Annotated in this window: 25 protein-coding genes; 22 read left to right on the top strand and 3 right to left on the bottom strand. The window is 68.4% G+C overall.

The window, feature by feature from the left end:
- Positions 1–86 precede the first annotated feature (86 nt).
- The 19 genes from JMF97_RS28625 to JMF97_RS28540 all read left to right on the top strand — a co-directional run bounded on the left by JMF97_RS28625 (position 87) and on the right by JMF97_RS28540 (position 12,370).
- Positions 87–1,019: a hypothetical protein gene (locus JMF97_RS28625; RefSeq protein ID WP_203224364.1), complete on the top strand. Its 933-nt coding sequence runs from the start codon at positions 87–89 to the stop codon at positions 1,017–1,019.
- Positions 1,020–1,082: 63 nt separating this feature from the next.
- Entirely contained in the window at positions 1,083–1,382 is a 300-nt protein-coding gene (locus JMF97_RS28620; protein ID WP_203224363.1) for a hypothetical protein, read from the top strand.
- Positions 1,383–2,536: 1,154 nt separating this feature from the next.
- A complete protein-coding gene (locus tag JMF97_RS28615) occupies positions 2,537–3,625 on the top strand; it encodes an AAA family ATPase (RefSeq protein ID WP_203224362.1) in 1,089 nt (362 codons plus the stop codon).
- On the top strand, positions 3,622–4,158 hold the full coding sequence (locus tag JMF97_RS28610) for a hypothetical protein (RefSeq protein WP_203224361.1): 537 nt from the start codon (positions 3,622–3,624) through the stop codon (positions 4,156–4,158). The genes JMF97_RS28615 and JMF97_RS28610 overlap by 4 nt, the downstream gene beginning before the upstream one ends.
- A 71-nt stretch (positions 4,159–4,229) precedes the next feature.
- Positions 4,230–4,538, top strand: a complete 309-nt coding sequence (locus JMF97_RS28605) for a hypothetical protein (RefSeq protein WP_203224360.1) — start codon at positions 4,230–4,232, stop codon at positions 4,536–4,538.
- Between the two features lie 257 nt (positions 4,539–4,795).
- On the top strand, positions 4,796–5,155 hold the full coding sequence (locus JMF97_RS28600; protein WP_203224359.1) for a hypothetical protein: 360 nt from the start codon (positions 4,796–4,798) through the stop codon (positions 5,153–5,155).
- Positions 5,156–5,173: 18 nt separating this feature from the next.
- Positions 5,174–6,067: a DUF2637 domain-containing protein gene (locus JMF97_RS28595; RefSeq protein WP_203224358.1), complete on the top strand. Its 894-nt coding sequence runs from the start codon at positions 5,174–5,176 to the stop codon at positions 6,065–6,067.
- Between the two features lie 14 nt (positions 6,068–6,081).
- Positions 6,082–6,486, top strand: a complete 405-nt coding sequence (locus JMF97_RS28590) for a hypothetical protein (RefSeq protein ID WP_203224357.1) — start codon at positions 6,082–6,084, stop codon at positions 6,484–6,486.
- Positions 6,487–6,911: 425 nt separating this feature from the next.
- A complete protein-coding gene (locus JMF97_RS28585; protein WP_203224356.1) occupies positions 6,912–7,874 on the top strand; it encodes a recombinase family protein in 963 nt (320 codons plus the stop codon).
- Between the two features lie 221 nt (positions 7,875–8,095).
- The gene (locus JMF97_RS28580) at positions 8,096–8,362 is read left to right on the top strand and encodes a hypothetical protein (RefSeq protein ID WP_203224355.1); all 267 of its coding nucleotides are present in this window, start codon (positions 8,096–8,098) and stop codon (positions 8,360–8,362) included.
- Between the two features lie 95 nt (positions 8,363–8,457).
- Positions 8,458–9,522 carry a ParB/RepB/Spo0J family partition protein gene (locus tag JMF97_RS28575; RefSeq protein ID WP_203224354.1) on the top strand — a complete coding sequence of 355 codons (1,065 nt, stop codon included), beginning with the start codon at positions 8,458–8,460 and terminating at the stop codon, positions 9,520–9,522.
- 187 nt (positions 9,523–9,709) lie between these two features.
- Positions 9,710–10,042 (top strand): hypothetical protein, encoded by a 333-nt coding sequence (locus JMF97_RS28570; protein ID WP_203224353.1) that lies wholly within the window; start codon positions 9,710–9,712, stop codon positions 10,040–10,042.
- Positions 10,039–10,512, top strand: a complete 474-nt coding sequence (locus tag JMF97_RS28565; protein WP_203224352.1) for a hypothetical protein — start codon at positions 10,039–10,041, stop codon at positions 10,510–10,512. Before JMF97_RS28570 ends, JMF97_RS28565 begins: the two co-directional genes overlap by 4 nt.
- On the top strand, positions 10,509–10,766 hold the full coding sequence (locus JMF97_RS28560) for a hypothetical protein (RefSeq protein ID WP_203224351.1): 258 nt from the start codon (positions 10,509–10,511) through the stop codon (positions 10,764–10,766). Before JMF97_RS28565 ends, JMF97_RS28560 begins: the two co-directional genes overlap by 4 nt.
- Complete coding sequence (locus tag JMF97_RS28555; RefSeq protein WP_203224350.1) at positions 10,766–11,035, top strand: hypothetical protein; 270 nt, start codon at positions 10,766–10,768, stop codon at positions 11,033–11,035. The genes JMF97_RS28560 and JMF97_RS28555 overlap by 1 nt, the downstream gene beginning before the upstream one ends.
- Before the next feature lie 3 nt (positions 11,036–11,038).
- Positions 11,039–11,218, top strand: coding sequence for a DUF6011 domain-containing protein (locus tag JMF97_RS32260; RefSeq protein WP_368856446.1), 180 nt, complete (start codon positions 11,039–11,041; stop codon positions 11,216–11,218).
- Positions 11,185–11,442 carry a hypothetical protein gene (locus JMF97_RS28550; protein ID WP_203224349.1) on the top strand — a complete coding sequence of 86 codons (258 nt, stop codon included), beginning with the start codon at positions 11,185–11,187 and terminating at the stop codon, positions 11,440–11,442. The genes JMF97_RS32260 and JMF97_RS28550 overlap by 34 nt, the downstream gene beginning before the upstream one ends.
- Positions 11,432–11,854 carry a hypothetical protein gene (locus JMF97_RS28545; RefSeq protein ID WP_203224348.1) on the top strand — a complete coding sequence of 141 codons (423 nt, stop codon included), beginning with the start codon at positions 11,432–11,434 and terminating at the stop codon, positions 11,852–11,854. Before JMF97_RS28550 ends, JMF97_RS28545 begins: the two co-directional genes overlap by 11 nt.
- 15 nt (positions 11,855–11,869) lie before the next feature.
- A complete protein-coding gene (locus JMF97_RS28540; protein WP_203224347.1) occupies positions 11,870–12,370 on the top strand; it encodes a hypothetical protein in 501 nt (166 codons plus the stop codon).
- A 182-nt stretch (positions 12,371–12,552) separates the two neighbouring features.
- Here the strand turns inward: JMF97_RS28540 and JMF97_RS28535 are convergent, their stop codons facing one another.
- Positions 12,553–14,262, bottom strand: coding sequence for a recombinase family protein (locus tag JMF97_RS28535; protein WP_203224346.1), 1,710 nt, complete (start codon positions 14,260–14,262; stop codon positions 12,553–12,555).
- A gap of 720 nt (positions 14,263–14,982) precedes the next feature.
- A complete protein-coding gene (locus JMF97_RS28530) occupies positions 14,983–16,929 on the bottom strand; it encodes an Hsp70 family protein (RefSeq protein WP_203224345.1) in 1,947 nt (648 codons plus the stop codon).
- A 166-nt stretch (positions 16,930–17,095) separates the two neighbouring features.
- Here JMF97_RS28530 and JMF97_RS28525 point away from each other — a divergent pair, with 166 nt between their 5' ends.
- On the top strand, positions 17,096–19,840 hold the full coding sequence (locus tag JMF97_RS28525) for an AfsR/SARP family transcriptional regulator (protein WP_203224344.1): 2,745 nt from the start codon (positions 17,096–17,098) through the stop codon (positions 19,838–19,840).
- A 541-nt stretch (positions 19,841–20,381) separates the two neighbouring features.
- Positions 20,382–20,960 (top strand): P-loop nucleotide/nucleoside kinase family protein, encoded by a 579-nt coding sequence (locus JMF97_RS28520; RefSeq protein ID WP_203224343.1) that lies wholly within the window; start codon positions 20,382–20,384, stop codon positions 20,958–20,960.
- Between the two features lie 241 nt (positions 20,961–21,201).
- Here JMF97_RS28520 and JMF97_RS28515 read toward each other — a convergent pair whose 3' ends face one another.
- Positions 21,202–24,573, bottom strand: coding sequence for a hypothetical protein (locus tag JMF97_RS28515; RefSeq protein ID WP_203224342.1), 3,372 nt, complete (start codon positions 24,571–24,573; stop codon positions 21,202–21,204).
- A 422-nt stretch (positions 24,574–24,995) separates the two neighbouring features.
- Here JMF97_RS28515 and JMF97_RS28510 point away from each other — a divergent pair, with 422 nt between their 5' ends.
- Complete coding sequence (locus JMF97_RS28510) at positions 24,996–25,859, top strand: hypothetical protein (RefSeq protein ID WP_203224341.1); 864 nt, start codon at positions 24,996–24,998, stop codon at positions 25,857–25,859.
- The last annotated feature ends 169 nt before the right edge of the window (positions 25,860–26,028 follow it).

Below are 26,028 nucleotides of genomic sequence, written 5' to 3'. Positions count from 1 at the left end.
GCTGGCGTACATACATTATTGACGCTATGCCCCTCCTCGTTATACAATGTTTCTGTACGCATTGCCCGCTTGTGGAGGAGGTACGGATGAGTAAGCCGCTGCTCGTGGCCTGGGGCCACGAGTTCGTGGACGAGGTGCTGGACGCCCTCGGCCCGGATCTGGAGATGGAGGTTGTGGTCGGCAAGCCGACTGTCGACCAGTGGCGCAACGCGCCGCTCGTGCTGGTCGACGCGCACTGCCGGACGCTGGCGAACGGGATGCCGGCGCACCCGCGGATGGAGGTCGTCGCGCCGGAGGCGCTGTACGGCGATCGGCTGGCCGAGGTGTTCCGCGCCTGGCAGGCCGACTACCCGGACGCGGCTGTGTACGCGCTGCCGCGCGCTGCGGACGGCCTACGCGAGATCGTCGCCACGGCGGCCACTGGCAGGCAGATCGGTGAGGTGCGCATCGGTGTGGTCGGCGGGCACGGCGGTGCCGGCGCGACGACCCTCGCGGTGGCGATCGCGTTGGCGGCCGCCGACGAGGGGCGGCGCACGGTGCTCGTTGACGCCGCCGGTCGTGGTGGCGTCGACGACCGGCTCGGCACCCCGGCGATGTCGCTGCGCGTGGTCGACGCGCCGGACCTGCCGGCGCGGGAGATCGAGCGGACGCCGGCCGAGGTGAAGGTGGTCGACCTGGACCGGGCGCTGGACGGGAGCCAGGTCGACGCCGCCCGGCTGTGCGATGTGGTGCTGCTCGTGGCGAACGTGCAGCGCAACGCGATGGCCAGCCGGCGGGTCGCGCAGCGGCTGGCCGGGGCCGGGGTCCGCTTCGCGGTGATCCCGACGTGGACGGACGACGCGGCGGCGCAGGCGCTGGCCGAGGAGTGCGCGGTGCGGCTCGTGGACGAGGTGCCGCTGGACCCGGCGTCGGTGTTCTCGGACGGCCGGGTGTACCTGATCGGGCAGTGCGACCTGCTCGCCATGGCGCGGGAGTTGCTGCACCGCGCGCCGTCCTTCGTCGCCCGGGTGGCGGCCTAACCATCCCCGGCCGGTGCCGTACATTGACCCTGTACGGCGCGTGGTTGCGGGAGGAGAGGAACGATGAAGGTGAGTCAGGCCAAGCTCAAGCTGGTCGCCCGGCAGGTGTCGGCGCAGCTGATGCAGCCCGGCCCGCTGACGCTGCCGCCGGTGGTGGGGCTCAAGGAGATCGTGCGGATGTTCGGCGTGAAGGACAACACGCCGTACCAGTGGCGATCGAAGGGGATCCTGCCGAAGGAGGACGGCGAGGTCAGCAACAACCCGGTATGGAAGGTCACCACGATCTACCAGTTCGCCGAGGACACGAAGCGGACGATCGTGTGGGATCCGTGGGACGTGCTGGTCGATGACGAGGCCGCATAGCTGTGAGCACTTCCGGAGGCATTGCGGCCGTACAGACCGGGTGTAGGGTGCCGGAAAACGTATCGACCCCGCCAGGCGGTCATCTGGCGGGGCCGAGGAGTAACCCGGAACAGAGAACGGGTCGCACGCGCATCGTACGCCAGTTCGGGCGGCGGTGCGCTGGCGGCGCTGCACAGAGAGGCCGCCTGCATGGTGGACCGGTGGACGGTCGAGCGCGCGGTGAGGCACGAGCTATGCACGCTCGACCCTCCTGGCCGGCAGCTCGTCCTGACGCTGCTCACGTGGTCCGATGCGGCCACGGCGGTGATCCCCGAGCAGTTCACGCCGAGCCTGACCGACTTGCAGAAGGCGACCGGGCTCGCCCGGTCGTCGGTCGCGAAGTGGCTCAACCTGCTGGAAGGCAAGGACGGCGAGGGCGGGGAGGAGCGCCCAGAGAACAAGTGGGTGTGGCGCGAGCGGCCGACGGTCGCGGACGCCCGACGCAAGAAGGCCCGGACGGTCTACCGCATGGGAGTGCCGCCCGATCTCTTGCGTCGACTGACCGAGCTGGGCGTAGTTGGTCCGCGTGCCGGACCAGCCGCGTCCGGATCGTCCGGGTTCGGTAGTCCGGTGGGCGGACCAGTGAAGGGCACGTCTGGTTCGACACGCGGACTAGAGCTAGTCCGTCACCCGGACCGAGTTGGTCCGCCACACGGACGCAAGACATACAGGGAACAAGAAACGGTTGGGCGCCGCGCCGCGAACGGCGACCACCGGTACGTCGAGGGGCCCAACGGCAGGTGCTCCCATCCCGGGTGCGACCGGTCGGCCCCGCTGCACGGCCCGAACCTGCGGGCCGTGTCTGAACAGGACAGGAGAGTGATCGGGGAGTGAGGGTGCACCTCGTGCCGATCGACGTCGCGCAGTGCGCGACGTGCGGCGGCGAGCTGGTCCCCGCTGGGGACGACTGGCGGCACCCGGTGCAGGGCGACTGCACCGAGCTGGGTACTCCGGTGATCTGCCGGACCGGCGACTGTGGCCTGCCGGCCGCCGTGGGCAGCGAGGTCTGCCTGGGTTGCTCTGGCGCTCTTTCGTCGCCCGAAGGTGTACGGCTACGGTCGCCCAATGCGGCCGTATAGATTCTATGTAGGTTCGTTCACGTGGAAAGGAACGAGATGAGTTCACGGTTCATGCCGGCGACCCGGAAGAAGGCGAAGGCGCGTATCGCGCTCGCCGGGCCGAGCGGGGCGGGGAAGACCCTGACCGGCCTCAAGCTGCTGTACACGCTGACCGGCGCGCAGACGATCGCGGATGGCCTGGAGCGGATCGCGTTCGTCGACACCGAGCGGGACTCGGCCGACAAGTACGCGGTCAACCCGGAGCTGCCGGGCGTCGGCGACATGACGCCCGAGGAGGCCGGCGGGTACGGCTTCCAAAAGTTCTCCCCGGTGCGGTACGACCCGCGGCAGCTTATCGAGCTGATCGACGAGGCGGCCCTGGCGGGCTTCACGGGCTTCATGCTCGACTCGGCGTCGCACTACTGGTTCGGGCCGGGCGGCATCTTGGAGCTGGTCGACCTGTTCGCCCGCAACCACGGCGGCCGGTCGATGGACGGGTGGAAGGACGTGCGCCCGATCGAGCGGGCGTACATCGAGGCGCTGATGAGCTTCCCTGGGCACGTCGTGGTGTGCCTCCGGTCGAAGCAGAAGTACGAGATCACCGAGGGCGCGGACGGCAAGAAGCAGGTGTCCAAGCTGGGCATGCAGCCCGACCAGCGCGACGGCCTGGAGTACGAGTTCGACCTGGTGGGCGATATCGACCAGGACCACTACCTGCGGGTCACGAAGAGCCGGTGCGACGCGCTGGCCGACCAGGTGATCCACAAGCCGGGCGCGGAGCTGGGCCACCAGCTGCTCGACTGGCTCGACAACGGCGAGCCGCCGAAGGACGTCGACTGGCCGAAGGCCCTCGCGGCGTGCGCGTCGCGGGAGGACCTGTCGGTGCTGTGGCAGCGGGCACAGCGGCTCGGCAAGACGCAGAAGCTGCGGGACGTTTTCAACATGCGGGGTGCGGAGATCGCCGCCGCGCGGCGTGCCGCCGAGGCACCGGGGTCGCAGCTCGCCAACGCGGTGACCGAGGCGGCCGGTGCGCGTGCGGCCGACCCGGACGCCTCCGAGGCGGCCGCCGCTCAGCACGCCCGCGACGCCGGGCAGATGGCGGCGGCCGGTAGCCGGCAGCCGGAGACGGCGGGAGCGGGGCGGTGATGGGTCCACAGCAGCGTGCCATGCGGGCGGCGGTGCTCAAGGCGCTGCTCGACGAGGTGAAGAAGGCGTACGACGCGGCGCGGACCGAGGCCGACAGCGGCATGGTCGGCCTGAACCACTCGTTCGGTGTGACGACGATCGAGGTGCGGCTGCCGGGCTACGACAGCGCCGTGGCGCAGGTGACGCTCAACGAGCCGAAGACGGGCTTCGTGGTCGAGGAGGCCGGGCTGCTGGCCTACTGCAAGGCGGAGCACCCAACCGAGGTGCAGGCGACCGTCCCGGAGCCGGTGGAGTCGGTGCGGCCGGCGTTCCGCAAGGCGCTGCTCGGCCGGCTGCGGGTCGAGCGGGACGGCACCGTGGTCGACGGCGAGACGGGCCGGGTCCTCGACTTCGTGAAGGTCGCGGAGCCGGGCCCGCCGTCGACGACGCTGACGTTCAAGAAGGGCGGACGTGAGGAGGTGGCGGCGGCCTACCGGGACGGTCGGCTGGCGCTGCCCGAGCTGCTGGCGCTGCCGGCGGCACGGCAGGAGTGAGCGGTGCGGGGCCGGGCGAGGAGCGATCTTCACCTGGTCCCGCTCCACATCGGAGGTCGGGAGGTGGAGCGGTGGCGATCGACGCGAGCCTGGTGCGTGACGGCCTGGTCGACGTCGACGCGTTCACTGCGGTCGCCGAGGGCGGGCCGGTGGGGGTGTGCGACGGCTGCGGCGGCCTGCTCGACGGGTCGGCGCAGGACGGCGGCGGCCTGGTGTGGCTGACGACCCGGTGCCGGGCGTGCGGCGCGGAGCGGACCGCGCCGGGCGGCCGGTGTCGGCCCCGGCCTGCGGGCTGGCGGCCGGCCCCCCGGGCGTGGGTGTTGGAAGCGGCGGCCGAGTTGGAGGCGCGGCGGCTGGGCGAGCGGCCCGCGCAGGACTAGCAGGTTCCGCCCGCCCACAGCTCGTCTCAGCGGGCGTCGGTCATCTCCTTACCCCACTACCCGATTGGCGGCGTTCGGCGATCTCCGTGGAGGGGCGGCGTCGATGCTCGTGTGACCTGTCACGCGGCCCATGGCATACATAGAACCTGTACGCCGGGATGGCCGTCCGCCTACAATGAATATGTACGTACTGCCCCATCCTGAGAAGGAGAAGCACATGCTTCCCGGGGCGGCCTCGACCTGTTGGAGGAGAACGAGTGGACATATTGGAGTTCCTGGGCCGGACCGACCCGGAGTCGCCGCCGCCCCGCACGACCGTGGAGATCACGGTGTGCCTGCCGGCGTCCGTGGCCGGCGACGAGTGGACGCCGTGGTGCCTCGGCTGCGGCCGGGACATCGCCGACGGCCAGGTGGCGGTGAAGCTCGGCGGGCTGCGGATGCACGAGGGATGCGCGCGGCAGCGCCTCGACCCGGCATTCCCGCGTGCCGCCTGGATTGCCGTCGCCGAGCACATCGCGGCAGCGCCGAGCCGGCACCGCGCGGCGACGGTCCGCGCGGCACTGTGGACGCTGGCGGCACTGCTGCGCGAGGCCGGCGCCAACGAGGCGGCCGGGTAGGCGCCGGCAATGGTTCACGTGGAGAAGACTGCCGACCTGCCGGAGCGGCCGAGCAAGGGCGCGTGGGTGGTTGCCTGGTCGGCATTCGCTGCCGGCATCGGCGCGTCGCTGGCGGCGAACATCGCGCACGCTGGGGACGGCATCGGGGCGAAGTTCGTTGCCGGCTGGCCGCCCCTCGCGCTGCTGCTGTGCTCCGAGGTCATGATGCGGGTGCCGGCACCGCGGCACCCGCTGGTGAGAGCCGTGCAGATCGTCGGCACGGTGATCGTTGCCGGCGTCGCTGCCGTGGCGAGCTTCCGGCACATGAAGGCCCTGGCCCTGTCGTACGGCGAGGACAGCCTGACGGCTAGCACCCTGCCGCTGTCCGTCGACGGCCTGGCGCTGGTGGCGTCCATCGGGCTGGTGGTGCTCGCGCAGCAGCGGCGTGCGGCGGTCGCCGCCGAGCGCGCTGCCGCCCTGCCGCTGGCCCCGCCGCCTGCCGAGCCGGTGCCGGTGCCTGAGCCGGTGCCGCCCTCGCCCCCGGCGCCGGAGCCGGCCCGCGTGCCGTTGCCGCGTATGGAGCCGGTGGTGCCGCCGGAGCCGTGGCCGAACCGGCAGCAGCAGGAGCTGCCGCTGCCGCCGCCCGACCCGGCGCCGCTGCCGCCGCCGCCCGACCGGGCGCCGGTGCCGCCCGACGCGGCAACGGAGGAACTGTGGGCTGCCGCGCGGAAGGCGTGGAAGGAGTCCTCGGCCACCGGCCAGCCGCTGACGGGCAAGGCCCTCGGCCAGAAGTTCGGCCGGGGCGAGCGGTGGGGCCGGGACCGCATCGCGGAGGCGAAGGCGGAGCTCCAGGCCGAGCAAGCTGCCGGCGACGTCGCCGGTGAACCCGACCAGCAGGACAACCCGGTGCCGGCCGGCGCCGGGGTCGCGTAGAGGAGGAGAGCTGGATGGTGGTGTCGATGGCGATGATCGCCGCCGAGCGGGCGACGGCATTCCCGGAGAGCCCGTACGCCTGGGTGCTGACCCGGGACCGGGCTTACGAACTGCACGGCGGCGAGTCGGAGGTCGGGACGGCCGGCCCGGCGCAGGCAACGGACGAGATGGTGGCCCGGGCCCGGACCGAGGGCCGACGCTTCCGGCTGCTCGACGAGGGAGACGTCGACGCCGGCGTGGTCGCGGACGGTAAGCCGGTCGACCCGGGCGAGCGCGGTGTCGTGTACGAAGGGCTGATCTGGACGGCGGGCGAGCCGGGCGGCGGCGAGGACTTCGGGCCGCTGGACGACTTCGGGCAGCCGAACTACGGGTGCACCGAGATTCAGTACCTCGACAGCGACAAGTGGGTTTCTCTGTAGTGGTAAACGGTACGGCCGCAATGGTTGAATGTGACCGGCCTTGCCTGGGGTGGCGGGGCCGGTTGCGGCACCGGTCAGGAGCACAGTCGGGGGACGGTAGACCCTGGCCGGTTCCGTAACCGACCAAAACGCGAGCAAACAGCCCGGGACCTCCCAAGTAGGTCCCGGGCTGCTTGCGTGGCGGTTACTGGCCGTCAGTGCGTACCTGTACAGTGTCGCCGACGCGACAGCGATGCTCCGGTAACTCATACGTACCTGTGGGTAGCACAGTGCGATGAGGCACTGCTAGCTTATAGGCGAGCCTGGATCGGGCTCGCCTACTCCCGGTCGTGCTGCCAGTAATGGTGGGTGACCGGGCGGCACGGGAGGCGTCGCAAGCGTCGACCAAGGGCGACAGGAAGCGGCGGAGGCGCGGGGGTCAACAAGTGCGGTGCTACGGATACGACGAGACGGGGCGCGAGGTCATCGAGCCCGAGGCCGCAGTTATCCGCGAGGTGGTGCGGCGAGCCCTGGCAGGGGAGAGCCTGCGCTCGATTGTCGCCGACCTGCGCCGACGCGAGGTCATGACGTCGGCCGGTCGTCCGTGGACGCAGCAGTCGCTGTCTCGACTGCTCCGCAACCCGCGGCTGGCGGGCCTGCGCACATACAAAGGTGAGGTCGTTGGCAAGGGCCAGTGGGACCGGATCATCGACCAGGCCACGCACCGGAAGCTGCTGGAACTGCTGGACGCCCCTGAGCGGAAGCAGCCGGGCGCGACGAACGTACGGAAGTACCTGCTCAGCGGTGGTTTCTTAGTGTGCGGGTACCCGCTGGAGGGCGAGGGCGACGAGGCGCATCGCTGCGGGAAGTGGCTGTACACGCAGCCGAGCAACTCCGGCAAGCGCGGGTATGTGTGCCGGTCGGGCAGTCCCAGCTACGGGTGCGGCCGTATTCGTATCGCGGCCGCCAGCCTGGAGGAGGAGGTCGCCGCCCGGGCGCTGGCGCGGCTGGCTTCCCCGAAGGTCCGTGCGCGTCTGGCGGCAGCGGTGGGTAAGGCGTCCCTGGGTGATGAGGACATTGAGCAAGCGTTGAAGGCGATTGACGAGCGGCTGGTGGAGGCTGGCCAGGAGTACGCGCGACGGCAGATCAGTCTGGTGACGCTCAAGGCCATTGAGGAGGAGGCGAAACAGGAGCGTAAGAGTCTGCGAGAAGCGCAGGCTCAGGCGGCGCGGCTGCGGACGCTGCCGGCGACCACCCCGGAGGGCTTGGCTGAGTGGTGGGTGGACGCGCCACTGGAGCGGCGCCGCGAGCTTCTTGCGCTGGTGCTGGACCGGATTGTCGTGCGGCCAGCCACGCGGCCCGGAGCGACGCACCTCGATGCGGATCGGCTAGAGTTCGTCTGGAAGTAGAGCCTTGTCACGCCCGAAACGTTTGTGCTGAGGGGGTACGAACTCCCGTTCGTTCGGGTGTAAGTGGTCGGCCTGTTGGCCAGTTTGCCCTGTTGCGCCTTGTGTCGGAAAGGCTACGATCCCTGTCACTCGCTTTCTTAACAGCGGCTTAAGCCTCTGTGGGGGTGTGGGGTCGCAGTGCCATGGCTGGCACATCGAGGCAGGAACGGGGGGAGAACAACGTGCCGCGCAGGCGCAAGATCGAGATCCTGGCATTGGCTCAGCGGATCGAGGCCGAGGTGGCGTCCGGGCGTGTTGATGATGTCGACATGAGCGACGAGCAGGTGCAAAAAGTTGCAGGGTTGCTGGTACCGCCATGTCCGACGCCGCCGGTGCTTCCTGTTCGCGCGGGTCAGAAGGTCGGTCGGTGGATGACGCGGAGTGCCGCTGTTGTTGTCGAGCTGCCACTCGCGCTCTCGATGACGACGTGGGCGCCGTTCGTCTCCTAGGCGGACCTCGTACATAAAACATTGACGGCAAGATCGTCTTTCGCATACAATGAACATGTACGACAAGCGTACAACGTTCACTGTGGAGGAAGACGATGGTTGCCACGACGGTCAAGAGGCCGGCCCTGCGGACCATTTCCGTCAGCAAGATCGAGGCGGACCCGGACCAGCCCCGCAAGCTGTTCACCGAGGAGGAGCTGACCGAGCTGGCAGCCTCGATGGCGAAGCTCGGTCAGCTCCAGCCGATCGCCGTCCGCAAGACGAGCAAGCCGGGCCACTACCGCCTGGTCGTTGGCGAGCGGCGGTGGCGGGCCGCCCAGCAGGGCGGCATCGAGACGCTGGCCGCGATGGTCTGGGAGATGGACGACGAGGCGGCGTTCATCGCGCAGGTCGCCGAGAACGTCAACCGGCAAGACATGACGCCGATGGAGGAAGCCGCCGCGTACGCGCGCCTCGCCGACGCCGGCTGGGAGACGCGGGCGATCGCCGAGCTGTTCGGCAAGAGCGAGCCGTACATCGGCTGGCGGATCGACCTGCTCGGCCTCATCGACGACGCGAAGCAGCTCGTCGCCAGGGGGCAGTTGCAGGTCGGTGTCGCCTGGTACGTGTGCCGGCTGTCGCCCGACCAGCAGCGGCGGTTCCTGGTGAAGTGGGCGCGCGGCGAGTTCTCGTCGGCACGGGACGCGGAGGCGTTCGCCAAGGCGTGCAAGACGGCCGAGGAGCAGGCCGAGTTCTTCCAGATCGACAAGGGAGAGCACGACGAGGAGGCGCAAGCCGAGGTGGTCGCCAAGCGGAAGAAGGTCGTCAGCAAGATCGAGGGGCTGGAGGCGGCCGGGAAAATCCTGCACGAGCTGGCGCAGATGGACGCGGAGGAACTGGCGCGACTGCTCGCCGGGGCCGAGGGTGGCGTGGCCGGGCACCGGCAGCGCGTCGACGACCTTCGGGCGCTGGCGAGCAAGGTGTCGTCGAAGCTGCGCAAGGCGCAGGCGTTGGCCGCCGCCGTCACCGTCGAGCTGGACCCGGAGGCCGTCGCGGTGGTCCCGGCGGAGGTCGTCGACGTGACGTCGGTCGGTCCGATCAAGGTGGACCCGAACTGCGAGTGGGAGGGCCACGCCGACGCGGTGCAGGAGGTCGGGTTCTGCTCGGTGTGCCAGCACTGAGCGAAGCAGGGTGCGGCGCCCCACGCGATGTGCGCGGGGCGCTCGCGCCGTCCGGCGAGACCTGTCCCCGTGCCGGGCGAGTGCGTATGCTCCCGGCGTGGAGGCTCGGCATGGCAGTGAGCTGTGCGGCCGCAGTTTGACCGTAGTATCCGACTAGGATACAATGTTTATGTATAACCCTCGGTTGTTGGAGGCGATCGGCGCGTGCAGTCTGGTCACGGTCCTGTGGGCCTGGCCCCTGCCGCACGAGCTGGCCGCACTCCAGCAGGCGATGCGACAAGCGCAGGCTGAGCTTTACCAGCAAGCGCGGATGCTGAACGCGGTCCCGCTCGGGCCGGCGACCTACCGGGTCGCACTCCGGGCGGTGTTCGACACCCACGTCGGCCCGGCGCTCGTCGCGGAAGTCAAGGCAGCTCGACTGCCGGAGGAGTCGAACAGAGAGGGGACCACTGTGCCCGCAAGGTGTACGGCCGCAATGAAGAACTGCGGCCATGGATCGAGGCGAGGAGGGGTCGCGTGAGGTCGATCGAGGAGATCGAGGAGGAGGCCCGCCAGGTCAAGGCGGCCCTGCCCGGCTACATCGCGGTTCGCGACCTGGCCACCGCAGCGCTGACCGGGATGGCGGCAGACCTCGGGCTGGAATTGGGGGAGCGGGACACCCGCGACCTGGCCAACGCCGTGGTCGACGCGATCCACAAGGCAGCCGAGCTCCAAGGCATCTCGTTCGCCTGCACCGTCGCCGACATGGAGGTGGCCGCCAACGACCGGTGGCTGCTCAAGCCGGCGAGGGCGGAGGCCAAGAGCGACCCTGACGCGCGCAAGACGCTGCCCTATCTGGAGCAATACGCCGAAGGCGTCAAGAAGGTACGCAACGAGCTGGTTGAGCGGCTGGCCCGGGTCGGTCGCCAGTGGATGGCGGAGCGGCGGCCTGCGGCGGTCGCGGCGATGCCTCCGGCCGAGGCCCGAGCCGAGACGAAGGCGGCGGCGTGACCGCGCCCGTCGTCGCCGTGCCGCAGCTCGACTCTGAGCAGGCCGCCCGGATCCGGGCGGCATGGGAGCAGCTGAGCCGGCAGTTCGCCGAAGCCTTCGAGGCGCTGCGGAAGCTGTTCGGCCAGATCGGCGCCGCCCTCCGTCGCGCCCTTGCCCCGCTAGTCCGCCTGGCGGACCAGCGGCGGGTGCGGCTGCGGGTGATGCACCTGGCGTACCGGCGGCGGATGCGCCACCGGCGGCGACGGGCGCGGTAGTGGCCGGCACAGAAGCAGGAACGGCGCGGGACCGGGCGTTGGCCCGGGCCCGCGCCGCCCGGCGCGAGACGGGAGCCGAGCTGCCCCCGCGACGCAGCCGGCCGTCCGCACCGCGGCCGCCAGCCGCCGAGCCGGTCACCGACAGCGTGGCGGCCCTGGCCACCCGATACCTCATCGACGGCTACCCGCCGGACGACGTGGCCGAGCGGTTCGGGGTCAACCGCGGCTGGTGCCGGGCGATCGCCGCCCGGCTACGAGGGAGGAGGTAGCCGATGCCTGACCAGGTGCCGGCCAGCCCTGACGAAGAACCCGTCGAATGCGAGGACTGCGGGCGTCCGCTGCGGACGGCGCGCGCCCGCATGGAACGGGTGGGACCGAAGTGCCGCCGCAAGCGGCTGGAAGCGATGGGAGGACCAGCATGGCGACGCTCGTCAGGCTCGGGGGCCAGCTGATTACGCCGATGGTGGAGGCGAAGGCGGTCCTGCCGCTTCCGCTGCCGCCGGACGCCGCGCCGGCCGGCGACAGCGAGGTCATCGAGCTGGAGCTGCTGACCATCCAGGGCCCCCCGTCGGTGGTCGCGTCCGCGCTGGACGCCCTGGCTTCGCACCTGGACGACCTGATCCCGACGATCGGGAAGCTCTACGACGACCACCATGCAGAACCCAATGGGGGATGAGTTGCAGCTGTCCACGAACCGCTACCAGCGGTTCCAACCCGACCAGGGGGCGCCGGTCCGTACGACCGTCGGCGCTCCCCGGTTCCCGTTGCCGTACGACCTGGCCGGGTTCGCGCGGCTCCTCGCGCCGACCTACGGAATGCTCAAGATGGCCGAGGGTCCGTACCGGCACATCTATCTGGAGCGGCTGGAAGCCGCCGGCGTTGACCTGATCTCCGAGCAGCTTGCCGAGATCGCCGACTACGCCGGTACCGATCGGCTCGTCCTGCTCTGCTTCTGCGACCTGTCTGCGCCGCCGCCGGACAACTGGTGCCACCGGCGCATGTTCGCCGCCTGGTGGGAAGACCAGACCGGCCGAGCGGTGCCCGAGCTGGGCGAGCGGCGCGAACCGCCCGCCCTGACCTTGTTCTGACCAAGTGGAGTTCACGTGGAAATGACTCTTGACCGGCCGCCCGCTGAGACGGGCCCACCCCTCGACCTCGACATCGACCTGCAACCCGGCGAGTCCGGGTACTTCTCCGGCGAGTGGCTGGAGTATCCGTACGACGGCGGCCGCCGCTTCGAGTCGGCGTACGCCGGCACGCTGATCCGCCGCTGGAACGGCTGGGCGGTGTGGGAGTGCACCCGAGAGGTTGCTGAGGCGATCGTCGTCGACCAGGAGGCGGAGCGCCGGCACCTGCGCGCGACCCTCCGGGCGCGGGGCATCGCCGAGCCGAAGCTGACCAGGATGGTCGACGCCGACGTTCCCGAGATGCGGTGGGACGGCGACGTGATTGTGGTCGACCGGCGTCCGTACGGCGAGGACGAGCCGGAGCTACGGATCGTGCCCGACGAGCGCGGCATGTACGTGGTGATGGGCGGCAACTGGACGTGGGAGGAAGTCCCGGTCGACGCCGCCGACACCGTGCACGGGTCCGTGGAACTGTAGCCGTATAGGTGGGGGCCGGTCCGTGGGGCCGGCCCCTTCCGCTTGGGCAAGATCAACGGTGATCCCGGCGGGATAACGGGCGGGAACAACGGGCTACAAGCGGCTACAACGGGGCACGAGTAGACACAAGCTGAGCAGGGTCGATAGGATCGCCGCAGGTCAGCGACCCGAGCCGTGGGGGTTCAAGTCCCCCCTCGGACACGAACCAAATCCCAACGGTGTTCGCCAAGATCAATTCTGGCGGACACCGTTTGTGTTTCTGCGGAGTACGTCAGCCTCAGCCGTAGGCTTCGGTACAGGTCGAGCTTGTCTTCGGGTTCTGCCTCCTCCAGCGCCGCAGCGATGTTGCCCAGCTCGGCGATCAGCGAGGCGATGTCCTCGGCGGTCATTGAGTCGATGGGGTCGGACTCGGGTGCAGCGGGGCGGCTTGCCAGCGCGTTGTCGCGCTGCTGTTCAGCTTCGGCGATCCAGCCCGCCACGACCGCGGGGCTGGCTCCCTCGTCGAGAGCCTGTCTGTAGCGAGCGATCTTCTTGTCGAACTCCGCGGTGATGTCACCAGCGGCCTGTTGCCGTGGAATCGCCGGCCGGACCTCTGCGCCGAGCTGGCGGGCCAACAGCTCGATCGTCTGATCGCGTCGTGAGGGGTCGAAAGCGGAGGCGATCCAGTGGTCGATCGGGCCGATTACCTGGTCTTCGCGCATGATCACGTTCTTGGGGTGATCGACACGGTTGGCCAGGGCGTAGTCGGAGGGGTAGCGGCACCGGTAGTAGGCGACGCCGTGGGAGTGCTGGCCCTGCATACGGCGCTGGCACACCGAGCAGTAGATGAGGCTCTTGAAGACATACGGATGCCGTGTGCGGTGTGGCTTGTGGGTGGCGGGCTTGTGCGCCCGCGACCCGAGCAGTTCGCGAGCGGCGTTGAAGACCTCGTCACTGACGAGAGGTTCGTGGACGACCTCCTGTGAGGTGATCCACTTGTCTCGCGGGTTCCACCGCATGACCGGCATGTGCCCCAGTGCCACATCATCCACGTCTACGAGCACCTCATCGGTGCGCTGCTTGTTCCAGACCTGCCTGCCGGTGTAGCGGGGGTTCGTGAGGATCACGCGGACGGCGCTCTTCGCCCAGGCGCGACCGTCACGGTGAGGGTTGCGCTGCTGGTCGTAGGCCGAGGGAGAGAGGATTCCCTCGCTGGTCAGGGCCTCCGCGATGGCGAAGATCCCGTTTCCGTTGAGGAAGTCGCGGAAGATGCGTTGCACGACGGGGGCGGTCTGTAGGTCTGGCGTAAGGCCGTGCAGACGTTTGCCATCGGCCGCCTTCTGCGGATTCGGATGCGGACCAAGATCCTTGAGCGTGTAGCCGTACGGTGGGCGTCCGCCGAGGTAGCGGCCCTGCATGAGTGCCTGGGTGGCCATGGCGCTGCGGACCCGCACCTTCACGCGGGTCCGCTCGCCCTTACTCATGCCACCGAAGACCGACATCACCAGGTCATGGGCCTCGTTGTCCGGATCGATAGGTCCGCCGACCTCGGGCACCCACAGCCTGACGCCGAAGTGGGCGAAGACCGGAACAGTCAGGCTGTACTGGTTGCCGTAGAAGGCGCGATGGGGTTCCCCAATCACCACGTTGTCGAAACCTCGGTTCGGGTCTCTGAGAGCAGCCAGGAGCCGACTCGCTTCCGGACGACGAGGCCAGGGAATCGAGCGGCTGTCGCCAACATCGAAGAAGCTGGTGACAATCTCTCCGCCGACGGGCTTGACGAGATTCTCGGCGAGCATGAACTGCCAGTTGTAGGAAGACTCTGGATCCTGATTATCTTCTGTAGAGACTCGCCCGTAAAAAGCGAAGCAATGCGAGTGGCATGATCGTCCGATGAGTTGATGCGTGTTCACAAAGGCTCCATTGTGTTAGGCGTCCTTAGCTCTCTGTGCCGGTCGCGGACCTTCAGCAGCAGCCGAAGCAGCGCCTTAGTGGCAGGTGCATCGAATGTGGGTGGTGCATCGGGCAGCGTTACCGACGGGCCGGCCGAATGGCGTTGTGACCCGCCTACATTGTAGTTGTCGTTGGCTGATCCATGCTGTTCTGATTCGCTATTCAGCACTGTTCCCCAAATGGAACCGGCGGCGCTCTCGCGCCGGATGATTTGGCCATGGGGACCTCCATTCGCTTTCGAAGCGGGTGCAAAAAAGAGTCCATCGAACGGTGCTCGATGGACGGAAGATAATTCGTCTCTTCTGGCTACCGTGCGCACCATCCGGCACTGGCTGCACTGGTCCAACAGGTGACGTTTACGCCAAGACCGGCCACGACCGCCGCCGAGGCCACGCCGAACCTCCAGCCTGTCTACGTAGGAATCCCAGGCTGGACAGGCTGACCCTGTAGCGGACGAGGCTTGGGAGGTCGTACCGGGTGTCGGGGTCGGCCCACGTCCCGGCGAGCAGGGCCGTAAGACCCTCGCCGTGGTGATCACCGCCGGGCAACGCGGAGACGGTTTCGTAGGCAGTGGTGCAAGCAGCCGAGGAGCCGACGGGTGCTACGGCAGGTAGGACAGCCTGAGTGCAGGGCGGTCTGCTGGCGGGCTCCCCTTCTTACTCCCCTTCTTACTCCTGTTCTTACTCCTGCGGCGGAGGCCGGTCGCCGCCGTGGTGCTGGTTGCCGATGAGTCGGTGGAGGGCTGTCCGGTGTAGAGGGAAGGCGAGTCGGAGGGTGTGGGCGGTGAGGTGGATGGCCCACCAGGTGAGGGCGATGAGGTAGCCGGTGATGAGGGCGCCGTGGGCGGGCCAGGTGACGACGAGGGCGTAGCCGATGGCGAGGCCGGTGGCGGTGATGATGCGGATGGTGCGGATGCGGGTGAGGGTGAGTGCGGTGGCGATGCCGATGAGGGCGGCTCCGCCGTTGCGGATGATGCCGATGCCGGTGCTGTTCATGGGCATAGACATGAGTGCGGTGGTCATGAGGAGGATGCCGGTGGCGGCGATGGTGGCGTGGGTGATGACGGGTTTGGTGCGGGTGAGCCAGTGGGGGAGGTCGTCGGCGGGGATGCGGGGGGCGGCGGCGGCGATGATGGTGGCGCAGGCGGCGAGGGGGAGTGCCCAGCCGAGGGTCCAGGTGAGGAAGGGCCGGTAGGGGTATTGGAGGGCGGTGCCGACGGCGAGGCCGTAGAGGGCGGCGGTGATGGGGCCTGCGATGGCGGCGGCGAGGTAGGCGTGTCGGATGAGTCGGCCGGTGGTGGGTTCGGCGGTGGTGGGTGGTCCGGCGAGCCAGGTGGTGGGGGCGAGGTGGGCGACGGCGTACGCGGCGAGGGCGGCGAGGGCGCCGGCGGCGCCGAGTTGGGGCATGGAGACGACGACGTCGATGATCCGGCCCTCGAGCTTGTAGATGTCGGCGTTGTGGACGGCGTGGAGGAGCAGGGCGAGGGAGCAGCCGCCGAGCAGGACCGCGGTGATGAGGTCGGTGATCCGGAGACGGACGCGGGGGAGTTGGGTGGTGGCGGCGGTGGCGGTGTGGTGGTGGCGGGTGGTGAGGGTGAGTGCGCCGTCGGCGAGTGCGTGGGGTTGGTCGACGGCGCCGGTGCTGGTTGCGGTGGCGGTAGTGAGGGTGTCGACGAGTCCGGGAACGGGACCGGTGTGACGGACGATCACGGCGGCCAGGTGTGCGCGGTCGACGTCGGCGGCGTCGAGGATGTCGGTGACGGCGGTGGGGATGCGGTCGAGTAGTGGTTGCGCGGCGGTGGTGACGTCGGCGCGGGTGATGACTGCCGGTGGGCGGGGTGCGGGCAGCAGGATCGGGGCGCGGTCGTGGGTGGCGAGGGTGTGTCGGGCCTGCCGGACCGCTTCATGGAGGGCTGCGGTGTCGTGGTCGGGGTGGTGGAGTGCGTCGCGGAGCGGGTCGTCGTCGCTGGTGGCGGTGGTGATGATGTGGTGGGTGAGGATCTGGTCCAGGTCGTGGGGTTGTCCGACCGGCTGGGTCGCCAACTCCGTGTATCCGTCGGGGTGTGCTTGCAGGACGGTGAGGGTGGCGGGGCGTTGGTCGGTGTGGCAGGTGAGCAGGCAGGACCCGGGGGGTGCGTGCAGGCCGAGGGTGGTGGCGTAGGCGGCCAGCGCGGCCGGGGCGGTGACCAGGACCGGTGGGGGTAGTGCGGCGCGGGTCGCGGCGTCGGTGAGCAGGCCACGGCGGCGTGGTCCCCACCCCGTCGGGATCGTGAGGGTCAGGGCGGTGATCGGCGCGCCGACCTGGTGTGCGGCGTGGTCGGCGAGGTGCCGCAGTAGCCCGGCGAGAACGTCCACCCCGTCGACCGGATCCGCAGCCGTCGGGGGAGGCGGGGTGGTCAGGAGGGTGGCCGGGTCGCCGATGAAGCGGTATCCGGTGGGCAGGCTCTGCGCGGCGGTGGGATCGATGCCGTAGTAGCGGTGGCCGGCGGGGTCGATGGCGATGCCGGTGGGCAGGAGGTGCCGGCCGCCGACGAGGACGGGGATGCGGGCTCCGGACCGGCCGATGGTCGCGGCGATCGCGGTGGGTGAGCTCAGGTCGATCGACAGCTGTGGTCCCCCGCTGGACATGCCCGGCAGTGTCACCCGCCGCTACGGGATCCCGTCAACCACCTGTACTCGTTAGTGATCCTTTGTGCGCGGATGGTGAGAATCCTTCTCGGTGGGATGGCCGTTCGCGTGAAGTGTCGTGTATGCGAGACAGGTCGCACACGACACCATCGGGGAAGGTGCCTGCATGCCGGACGAGTCCACGCAGACCAGCCGCCTGACCGATTACGGCTCTCGCCCCACCGTCTACCACCCACCCGAAACCCCACCGCCACCACCAGCACGGGGACGGGCTGCCCGGTCTGTTCGCGTCGCGGTCGGCGCGCTGGTGTACCTGGCCGGTGTTCCGGCCGTGTTGTGGCTCGTCGGCGGTGATCCGCTGCGGCGGCTACCGACCTGGCCACAACTGACCGCATGGCTCGACCAACCCCAGAACCGCCTGACGACCGAGGTTCTCACCGGCCTGGCCGTCTGGGCGCTGTGGCTGTTCTGGGCCGTGTTCGCCCTGCTACTGCTGGCCGAACTGGTCGCCGCAGTGACCCGGTGGCGGATCCCGATCCTCAGGTTGCCGGCACCCCTGCACCGCCTGCTGTTCGGCCTGGCCGGCACCGCCGCCCTCGCGGTCACCTCCACCACCCACCTGCCCGGCCCCGGCGACACCAACCCCGCACCCGCCGCAGTGACCTCAACCGGCAACACCCCGCCCCTACCGCAGCAGGCCGCCGCCCGAGGACCGGCCATCATCCACATCGCCGACACCCGCTACGTCTACACCGTCGAACGCCACGACACCCTGTCAAAGATCGCCACCGCCTGGCTCGGCGACACCAACCGGTGGCCGGAAATCTGCCAGCTGAACAAACACCGCCACTTCCCGACCGTCGGCGGCACCCTAGGCGACTGCAACCTCATCTACCCCGGCTGGGAGCTGCGCCTGCCCGCCGACGCGACACCACCGGCCGACGCCACACCAGCCCCACCACGAACCCACCAACCCGCTCAACCGAAACCCGACCCCGCCGCGCCACCCACACCGGCACCGTCACCCCCGCAGAACGAGGACACGGATAGGGGCGCCCCATCGCCCACAGCAGAAGCAGCCCCGCCACCGGCCCCACCCGGCACGCCGGATACGCCGAAGCCGTCCACCGACGCACCCACCGACAGGGACCATCCGAGCCCAACGCCCGTACAGACCGCCCCAGCCTCAACCGCCGACGGCATACAGCTGCCCGGCGGGAGCTTCCTGCCATGGGCACTGGCCGCCGCGATCAGCGCCGCCGCCGCACTCGCCTGGCTGCAACGCCGCCGCCGCTACACCCCCCACCCGCCCGACAACGCCGGCACCGACAACCCACCCGCACTGCCACAGGCAGTGACCGAGGTACACCGCCACGTCGTACGCAACCTGGACCTACCGACCGCCGAAGACCTGGCCGAACGAGCCGCCGCCGTCCCCGACCTGTCGCTGCTACCACCTGGCGGGGTCGGTCTCGTCGGCGACGGCGCGCACGCCGCCACGCGGGCCGCTCTGGTCACCATGCTCGCCTCCGGCGGCCCTCGCGAGCCGCACCACCGTGGCGAGGTCGTCATCGACCACGCCACCCTCGCCACCCTGACCGGCCTCGACCCGGCGACGCTTACACCATGGCCACGCCTGCACGTTGCCGACGACCTCGACCAGGCCCTGAACATCATCGACACGATGCTGCTGCACCGCACCCGCATCCTCGACGAGCACAGCCTCACCGACCTCGGCGACCTACGCCAGCGCGTGCCGGACGACGAGGCGCTCCCGCCGGTGCTGCTGATCAGCCTCACACCAGAACCCGACAGGCTGCACCGCGTGCAGGCCACCCTCCGCACCGGTTCCCACCTGGACGTCACCGCGCTGCTGCTCGGCACATGGCCACCCGGCCCTACCATCACCGTCACCGCCGACGGTCACGCCCGGAATCCCGAAAGCTCCACAACCTCGCCACTCGGCGAGCGCGTCGCCGTCCTCGACACGGCCGACACGGTGGCATTCCTGACCACCTTGCGCGAGGCACACACAGGCGAACCGTCCACCATCACCACACCAGCGACCCCGGCCACGCCCGACCCGCTCCACACCAGCCCGACCCAGACCGAGACCGCCGACGAACCACCACCGGCCACCCCACAGCCGGCGCTCGACTCCACTACGGTCAAGGCGCAGCTACGGGTGCTCGGACCGCCGCGCATCGACAACATCACGCAACCCGGCCGACCGCTACGCGCCAAAGCTCTGGAACTGGCGGTCTACCTCGCCGTACACCCCGACGGCGCCACCACCCGGGACATCGGCGAATACCTCGAACCCGACGCCCGCATCAGCCAAGCCGACCAACGCGTACACACCAACGCCTCAAACCTGCGGCACGTACTCGGCCGCGCCGGCACCGCCGACACGAAGAACGCCTACGTCATCAAGGTCGCCGGCCGATACCGTCTCGACCCCACCACCGTGGACGTCGACGTATGGACCCTCCGCGACCTGATACGTACCGCAACCATCGCCACCGAACCGCGCCGCCGCGAACTACTCACCGCCGCATGCGACCTCTACACCGCCCCGCTCGCCGAAGGCCGAGACTACGAATGGGTGCAACCGCACCGCGAGACCATCCGACGCTGGGGCACCGAAGCCCACCTCCTCCTCGCCGACGACCTCCTCGACCACGACCCACAAGCCGCATCCGACCTGCTCGACAAAGCCATCAGCCTGGACCGCTACAACGAGGCCCTCTACCGCAAGGCGATGCACGCCCGACACGCCCTCGGAGACCCCCACGGCATCTGGACCCTGCTACGCGCCCTGACCAAAGTGCTCGCCGACATCGACGCCGGACCGCAAGACGACACGATCACCCTGGCCACCCAACTCCGCACTAGCCTGGACGAGACGTAAGCGCCACCAAGTACCCGTCTGCTGGCCTCATGCCGGTTCTCCTCTGGGCCATCACCGTACGCGGGGTGCCCCGCCGACCGTCTACGGCGAACCGGCTGTGCCTGCGGGCAACCGCTGTAGTCGAACGTTGTCCGACCACCTGGCTGCTGCACCGGATTGCGGTCTGCGCTCCCTGACGCCGTGCTGGCCGTCGCGTCATGCAGACAATCGGTTGGGGCGATGTCGCCCTCGCTGTACGGGTCGCTGCTGCCCTCGTCTGGCACAGTTAGTCGCTGTCTACCGGGCCGAACTCCCCGTCGCAGGCGTGCTGCCGAGCATCGGGCCCGGGCGACGCAAGCACCGCGAAATGGGAGGCCGAACTGCCCGAACACCTCGCGGGGCCCGCTGGGACAAGCCTGTGGCCGCGCAGCGTGTGTTGGTGGCCAGTTGAGATTCCCCAGTGGCGGCCACTTGGCGGGGAGGTATCTGGCCGTAGGTGACTACTCAGAGCTGATCCCTACCCGACGCCGCGCGGTGGGCCCCGCCGAGCTATAACGACGTGATGGGAACAATCCCGACCCTTGTCATCGTCAGCGGACCGTCGGGGGCTGGAAAAACGACACTCGCGCACCTGCTCGCCCGGAGGATCGGCTGCCCAGCGATCTGCCGGGACGAGATCAAGGAGGGGATGGTCCACGCGGCCGGCGACTTCGTTGCCGCACCGAGCGACGAGCTGACCCTTCGGACCCTGCCCACGTTCTTCAAGGTGCTGCAGCTGCTCCTGACCGCAGGCGTCACCACGGTCGCCGAGGCAGCCTTCCAAGACCGCCTCTGGCGCCCCGGCCTGCAGCCATTGATCGGGATGGCCGACGTTCGGGTCGTGCACTGCCAGGTCACCGCACAGACAGCCTTTGATCGCATCCAGCGACGGCAGGACGAGAACTCGATCCGGCGTGCCCACGCCGACGCATACCTCGGCGACCATCAGATCCATGCCGTCGGCCACCACGGCTTCCAGCTTGTCCGGCTCGGCGTGCCCGAGATCGAGGTAAACACCAGCGACGGCTATCGCCCTGGACTCGACGAGATCGTCGCCTTCGTGAACGCCGGACGATCAGCAACCCGTGGTTACCTTCCGTAGCTTCGGAACTGGCCGTCCACGGGGAAATCCGGCTGGCCGCCGACAAGCGTGCGATGAATGCGCAGCGATGGGCGTGCTGATAGCCGGTGACCGGGTTTCGCCGGATGCTCGTTCTTGGTCCGCGCCGGGTGCCCAGTTGATGGCTGGGTACCGCGGCCAGGTGGGTGAACGCTTCGGCGATGTCTTCGGCTCAGGGCCCGGTAGCAGAGACGCGGAAGTTGTACGTGTGGACGGCAGGGCGTCAGGCATGAGCAGCATCGGATGGGTCGGACACCAAGGTGCCAATGGGCATTCGGACGCTTCTGCGGGCATCGGAGGCCAGTATGGTGATTAGCTGCTTGGCCCTCGCGTCGATGGTTTCCGGCTTGTACCTGTCGTTCAACGTATGAGCCAGCACCTGTCGCACCCGGTAGTCGGAGTCGGTCGCCAGTTGGGCTGTGATCCTGGCAGTTAGGGTTCTCGGATCCCTAGCCCAGCATCGGGCGGCAACTGCCCTCAGTGCCGGGCTGGGATGCGATGCAAACTGATGAAGGTGCGCTTCAGATCGAACTCTTGAGAGCGATGTGAGTGCCCGGAAGATTCGCCATTGACCGGGCTCATCGCTGGTGCGGATCAGTGCGAATCCAATTTGCTCTATCGTAGCGGAATGTTGCTCGTCGCTGGCGATGCGGGCCGCGCATTGAAGAGCAAGGTCTGAGAGCGTCGACGGACCCATGTTGATTCTGACCATGTCGAATGGGCCGCTTCTCTGTTCGATGTCGTCAATAGGGCCGCCGTCATGGTCGCCTTGAGCCATCTCCAGCAGGAACGGCAGGAGTGCCTCTTGGGTTTGGCTGTCCGTCTCGGAGAGGATGCCGAGCAGTCCTCTCAGGCTGTCTCGGCGGCTCGCGCTGGCCTCCCTTCGATCCATCGCCCGGTCGAGCAAGGTCAGGGCTACCATGTTTCGCGTCTTCGAGTCGAGCACTGATGCAAGAATTGCCGTCTTGGTTGCGCCGGTGTAATAGGTTATCCGTCCAGGCTCATATGTCCGGGGCGTCATGTCTTGTTCGACTCGAGTCCTCGCCAGCTCTAGCGTGGGTGTAGGGTCGAGGCCGGAAAGGATGAGTGCGAGGGATGCGTATTCGTTGGTGGGAGCCGCAGCTGTGAGCATTTCGTCAACTACGTTCTTGTGCGTTTTCAGGACCTCTATCGCTCCGCTGAGGATGGTGCTAGCCATATGCTGGTCTGCGAGCAGGGCCCGGACCAGCATCGGAGCAGCGTCAGGGCGTCTCGCAGATGCCGATATTAGGATCTTCGCGACGGCATCATCGGTTTCCCTGTAACGATCCTGCGGCCGTTCGATCAGCGGCTCGACGAGCCGTAGCAGCGTGTCGAGTTGGCTATCAGTTAGGCAGGGGCAGAGTGCGGCGATGGCATCGAATGCTGACAATTTAGCTGGCGGAACTTGCGTTCGCCACCTCTGATCGGTAGTAATTTCTGCGAGGGCTGCATCTCCCCAAGACCTGCCGTTTCCGTCGCTGATCAGGTCGGCGGCAGCCGCAACCGCCGAGTATGCGGCGGCTCGGCATGCTGGTACGGGTCCTAGCATGCTCGTGTCGAGGGGGGCGGGCGCGTCCGGCAGGAGTCGTGCGGCTGCGGCCGCCGCATTCTTCTCTCCGGCGCGAACAAAGCACTCGATGGCGGCACCTATCTCGTCGTGTCGCTGAAACAGCTTTCCGAGCGTCTTTACTGCCTCAAGTTCTTCGGTGAGCTGCGCGCGGACGACGGTTTGCCACCGCCACTGCCGGCCTTTCTGAAGTGCCTCGCCAGGCTTGTCGTCGGCCAGCATCGCACGCAGCGCATGCTCGGCGGTGTGAGGTGACCCAGGAAGCTGGCTGGGTTTGGCGTTGGGTCGGAGAGCCTGAGCCAAGGGGTGTTCGTCATCGCGGCCAACATTGTCGTACCAGAATCGCACTGTGCGGAGGGCGTAGAGCCAGTCGGCGGATTCATCGAACATTTTCGCTACGCAGGCGCGCTCTATGGCCTGCAGGTACTGCGTCTGGGCGCCTGCGCCATCACCGGACAACGCAAGGTGGCGGCCGTAGCGAGCGTGCGCCCATGCCACGATCGACCTCGGATACCGGCGATGGATCTCGGGGAGCAGTGGGGCCCATTCGCCGGTGGCGTCCGCTATGCACATTTGGATACGCGCGCCGCATCGCTTGGCAGGGTGGCCACCACGACTGGCGGCCTCACGCGCGATCGCCGCAAGCACATCACGACGGTCTAGGACGATGGTCGGTCTGGCGTCAGCGATCGCATGCTCACAGAGGAACGCAGCAGCCTGTTCGCGGTACGGGTCACCTTCCTCGAGCGTGTCGAACGTCCCGACAAGATCATCTAGCGAAGCGCCCTTCGCGACCCAGACTGCGGTCTCTGCCGCGTCGCTGGCACGCTTGGCCGATGCACTGATGGAATCCTCGGCACCGAGTCGACTTCCGTCGTTGAGGGCAAACCCAGCCTCCCACGGCTGGGCTGCGTCGAGATGACTCCAGGCCAGACCCACCCGGCTGAAGGCAGCCTCGTCCGCTTGGCCGACGCGCTGACGCGCGCTGGCCTCCCGACGCCGCATCACGGCCGCATGGGGCCAGAAACTGGCCTCCTCAAGGCGGTTGGCAAGGTTGGCAAACAGGTCGGCTGCCGATGGATCTTCGGCGGCGAGCAGTTGCTCGGCCCGGTCGAGCGATTCGTCGAGCTCCAAAGCGGCAATGGGATTGCGTACAACCGCATCCGCATCGACGCTCTCTGGGCCGAACAGCCGGTCATCGTCAGTGGACTTCCGTAAGCCGAGCCCGCGGCGTCGCAGCTGCCGTCGAAGGCTGTCGGCGTCGACCACACCAGCAACTACGCCCCAACCCTCCGCCAGCGCCGCGAGGTGCGCGAACAGGTCGACCGGATTGACTCCGAATGACTCCGCAGCTGGACCCAGCCGATCGAGCGCAGCCAAGTAGTCGGCCCCGTCATCAGCGTCTGAAACAGACCAGACGTGCAGCGCCGACAGAAACGCGTGGGCGGACACATCCCCACCACCGAGATCAGGTGCGCCGTCAGCGATGGCCCTCTCGACTGCTCTGCGGACCTGGGTGAGACGGTCCCGTACCGGTCTTTTCACAACAGCGGGCACGAAGACCTGCGCGAACGTCTCCTCCACAGTATGACCCCGGGCGAATCGGGCCAACTCCGCGAGCTGTTCTAATGACTCCCGGTCGCCTCGGGCGGCAACACCAAGATCGAGGTCACCGCGAGCGATGTCGCCGGCCCGGTCACGCAGCACATGCAGCGCCTGGGTGACTACCGAGACGAAATGCGGATCTCCGGCAGTTACCGCGAGCGTGAGCTTGACCTGGTACTCAGTGCTCAAAGGACGCGGACCAGGCTCGGCTGTCAACACGATATCGTCAAGCAGATGCCCCTGAACGCGCTGCTGAAGTCCGACGCCGGTAATTGGTACCGTGAGACCGGGAGGATGCGCGCCCGACAACAGGTAGCTGTATGCGATTGCAGCCACCCGGTACTCAAACAGTGTGCCAGCGCCCCCGCTAGCCACTGGCGAGACGGCAGCCTTCTTGGTCATTGGTTGCTTCACCACCGCGATGACCCTGCGGAGTGCTGGGACCGTCAGGGCCTAGCTTGAGCCGAATCTGACGTGGCTACGGCAGGCGCCCAGCGCTGCGCCCAGGCCAGCCTAGCCGAGAGTGAAGGTGACCTCTGCGACCAGCATGCGACGATGCCGCAGCGTCAGCAGTCCCACCGTACAGGTCCTCGCCGTTCACTAGTTCAATCTGCGCGTCACCGCCGTAGCCCTTCACGCGAGTTGTTCATGGGACAGCCAGTCCAGCTCATCCTCGACGCCAGCTTGGCGCGGCTTGCTCCGGTACTGCGACCGGGCTTGTGGCGTGTGCTCATATCGTTCCCTGCCAAGCGACACGCCATGTCGCCAGCCTTCCAGACAAGCCGGACTGTCGCCGCCTCGTGCTACTCCTTACCCCCGTGAACATGGCCTCCCTTCGCTACCTGCCGCTCGGGCAGATCCATGTCTCCTTCGGAGATGTTTACCTGATGCCCGGTGTCGCCAACCACCGCCTGACCCTGCCCGTACAGGTCACCAGCACATGGCTGGACAACCCCCAGAGCAACACTCAGGCGCTCCTCACCGGCACTTTTTGGGCTGAGCAGCCGACTTTCCGTTGGTTGGCCGGATTGGAGCCTCAGGTCGTGACTCTCCGCAGCTACGCGGCAGGGGAAGAGCTAGTGGTCTCCCTCACCGACGATCAGCTCGTCTCTCTAGAGCGCGCCCGCGGCCGAGACGACGTGGTCCTGCGCCTCAAGCTCCAGGCCACCCTGTTAGCACCGCCCGACGGCGTCCATCCGGTGGCCCACGAGGAACTGCCGGTGCGTATCCTCCGGACCCGGTGGCAGGAACTGCTGGACTTGGCCGGTACGGAAGTCGGGGTGCTGGTGCGGGTACCCAGCCCGCTGACCGACTCGGCCCTCTCTCCGCCGCCGGCCGCCTCGGACGATGACGTGGCCTCGCTGGCTCAGGCCGCCGCCCGGCTGCGCCAGGCAAGGGATGAGCTGCGGGACCAGCAGTGGGAGCACTGCGTGGCCACCTGCCGGAAGGTGCTGGAGAACATCGCCCGGCTGGTCACCCTGCCGTCGGCCAAGAGCGTTGCGGACACCCCGGCTGCCCAGCGCACCCAGGACCAGCGCTGGGCGGCCATTTACTGGGACGTCAAGGGCATGACCCATGCAGCCCACCACGACGGCGGAACCACCGAGGGCTTTTCCTGGAGCCGCGCTGACGCCGAAGCCATCATGGCTGCTACTGCAGGATTGTTGAGAAGGTATACCCAGCGCTGAGGCTTCGCGCCCGCGCAGTCACAAGAAGGTGAGCCCGAGACGGAGAAATGCTTGAGACCTGTGGATCGGTCGGGAAGGGGCGTACCTTCCCGATGATCGGTTGAGGATCTCGAGTGAAGGCCGACGTTGGCGCGTCGGTCGGGAAGGTACGCCTGGTGCTGACTGTAGT

It is taken from the genome of Micromonospora fiedleri, from assembly GCF_016774385.1.
Lineage (GTDB): Bacteria > Actinomycetota > Actinomycetes > Mycobacteriales > Micromonosporaceae > Micromonospora > Micromonospora gifhornensis.
The sequence above is the reverse complement of the archived record's forward strand: the minus strand, read 5'-3'. Positions and strand labels throughout refer to the sequence as shown.

Excerpts from the sequence above, each read along its gene's own strand:
- JMF97_RS28625 (WP_203224364.1), top strand. The coding sequence starts at position 87 with ATGAGTAAGCCGCTGCTCGTGGCCTGGGGCCACGAGTTCGTGGACGAG.
- JMF97_RS28620 (WP_203224363.1), top strand. The coding sequence starts at position 1,083 with ATGAAGGTGAGTCAGGCCAAGCTCAAGCTGGTCGCCCGGCAGGTGTCG.
- JMF97_RS28615 (WP_203224362.1), top strand. The coding sequence starts at position 2,537 with ATGAGTTCACGGTTCATGCCGGCGACCCGGAAGAAGGCGAAGGCGCGT.
- JMF97_RS28590 (WP_203224357.1), top strand. The coding sequence starts at position 6,082 with ATGGTGGTGTCGATGGCGATGATCGCCGCCGAGCGGGCGACGGCATTC.
- JMF97_RS28575 (WP_203224354.1), top strand. The coding sequence starts at position 8,458 with ATGGTTGCCACGACGGTCAAGAGGCCGGCCCTGCGGACCATTTCCGTC.
- JMF97_RS32260 (WP_368856446.1), top strand. The coding sequence starts at position 11,039 with ATGCCTGACCAGGTGCCGGCCAGCCCTGACGAAGAACCCGTCGAATGC.
- JMF97_RS28550 (WP_203224349.1), top strand. The coding sequence starts at position 11,185 with ATGGCGACGCTCGTCAGGCTCGGGGGCCAGCTGATTACGCCGATGGTG.
- JMF97_RS28545 (WP_203224348.1), top strand. The coding sequence starts at position 11,432 with ATGGGGGATGAGTTGCAGCTGTCCACGAACCGCTACCAGCGGTTCCAA.
- JMF97_RS28530 (WP_203224345.1), bottom strand. The coding sequence starts at position 16,929 with ATGTCCAGCGGGGGACCACAGCTGTCGATCGACCTGAGCTCACCCACC.
- JMF97_RS28525 (WP_203224344.1), top strand. The coding sequence starts at position 17,096 with ATGCCGGACGAGTCCACGCAGACCAGCCGCCTGACCGATTACGGCTCT.
- JMF97_RS28520 (WP_203224343.1), top strand. The coding sequence starts at position 20,382 with ATGGGAACAATCCCGACCCTTGTCATCGTCAGCGGACCGTCGGGGGCT.
- JMF97_RS28515 (WP_203224342.1), bottom strand. The coding sequence starts at position 24,573 with ATGACCAAGAAGGCTGCCGTCTCGCCAGTGGCTAGCGGGGGCGCTGGC.
- JMF97_RS28510 (WP_203224341.1), top strand. The coding sequence starts at position 24,996 with ATGGCCTCCCTTCGCTACCTGCCGCTCGGGCAGATCCATGTCTCCTTC.